Source organism: Oleiphilus sp. HI0123 (assembly GCF_001635315.1).
In genome coordinates this window covers 1-1,634 of sequence record NZ_LWGE01001368.1, presented here as the reverse complement: position 1 = coordinate 1,634, position 1,634 = coordinate 1, and the positions used below count along the sequence as shown (strand labels likewise).

The 1,634-nt window shown below is 44.3% G+C and carries 2 protein-coding genes; one reads left to right on the top strand and one right to left on the bottom strand.

Annotation, left to right across the window (positions count from 1 at the left end; all coding sequences use genetic code 11):
• Nucleotides 1-874: 4-hydroxy-tetrahydrodipicolinate synthase (gene dapA / locus A3761_RS17230; protein ID WP_068507802.1), on the bottom strand; the 874-nt coding region annotated here is incomplete at its 3' end.
• A gap of 179 nt (nt 875-1,053) precedes the next feature.
• On the opposite strand from dapA, the gene A3761_RS17225 reads away from it, so the two are divergent.
• Complete coding sequence (locus tag A3761_RS17225; RefSeq protein ID WP_068507804.1) at nt 1,054-1,596, top strand: glycine cleavage system protein R; 543 nt, start codon at nt 1,054-1,056, stop codon at nt 1,594-1,596.
• Nucleotides 1,597-1,634: the final 38 nt, after the last annotated feature.

Sequence of the window (1,634 nt, the reverse complement as noted above, 5' to 3'; positions counted from 1 at the left end):
AAATCAGTTTTTTCGCTGTTAACGCAGACTCTACTTGCGAATGATATTGTTTGCTTAGCTCAGTCAATGGCAAGCGAATACCTGAGCCAATCAGACCCATTCTATTTAACGCGAACTTAACAGGTATGGGGTTAGCTTCAACGAACATTGCTTCGTGAACTGACGCCAACTGATCATTCAAAGTTTGAGCTTGCTCAGCCTTACCATCAAGCGCTAGGCGACAAAGCTGACTCATCTCAGCAGGAAGTACATTAGCTGTAACTGAAATATTGCCTTTGGCACCCGCCAAGATCAACTTATAAGCAGTTTCATCATCACCCGAATAGACCGGCATTTTGCCATTTAAGGACTTGATGAGTTCACTGCCACGAGCAATATCACCTGTGGCGTCTTTAATGCCGACAATATTAGGTACATCAGCTAAACGAAGAACCGTCTCGTTCTGCATATCAACAACTGTTCGACCCGGTACGTTGTAAAGAATCTGATCAATTTCTACTGCTTCAGCAATCGCTTTATGATGAAGGTATAGGCCTTCTTGAGTAGGCTTGTTGTAATATGGCGCCACCAGCAAGCATGCATCAGCACCAAGCTTCTTAGCTTCACGCGTGAGTTCAATAGCCTCTGAAGTAGAGTTTGCGCCTGTGCCAGCGATAACAGGAATTCTTCCAGCAATACGTTTAATTATATGATCGATAACGCTGCAATGCTCTGCAGGGTCGAGCGTTGCAGACTCACCAGTGGTACCAACAGCAACAATAGCATTAGTTCCTTTTTCGACATGGAAGTCCAGCAGGGAATCCAAACGTTCCCAATCAAGACTTCCGTCTTCAAACATGGGCGTTACCAGGGCAACAATGCTGCCTTCAATCATATTGATCTCCAAGAAAATATCTGCGCACTTTTTACTCAAAAACAGATACTGAAACGGTACAAAGTAAAAACAATCGCGTATGTTAATGCCGAGATGGTTTTTTCACAAGTAAACATGCCTTACTATATGGCAAAGAAACAAAAATATCGTCCAACAACCCACTCAACTAAGGCGAAATTATGGGCAATACAGATCACAAACCAAACTTTTTGGTTATTTCTTCTATTGGCACCGACAAGCCAGGTATCGTTAATGAGCTAGCAAAAGCCTGCTCGACCAACCAATGCAATATCATAGACAGTAGAATGACAGTGCTCGGGGGCGAATTCGCCGTGATAATGATGGTTTCCGGCGCTTGGGATGCTATAGCAAAACTTGAAGCGAGCCTACCAGCACTGTCCGAGTCACTTGGTCTTACCACCACTGCGAAGCAAACACAGCAGCGGGACAGCCACCCTGCACTAGCGTATACGGTTAGCGTTGTTGCATTGGATAACCCGGGTATCGTTCACGAGATTGCACAGTACTTTTCCTCTCAGAATATAAACATTGATGATTTGCAAACCGGAACCTACAGTGCCCCGCACACCGGTACACAAATGTTTAATCTATCAATGACAATTCGACTGTCAGCTGATACTCACATTGCTAGCTTGAGAGATGAGTTTATGGACTTTTGCGACGAACGTAACCTCGACGCGATCATTGAACCTTTGCGCTAGCAAACTTATTTAACTTAACACTACACAGCAACTAAGGG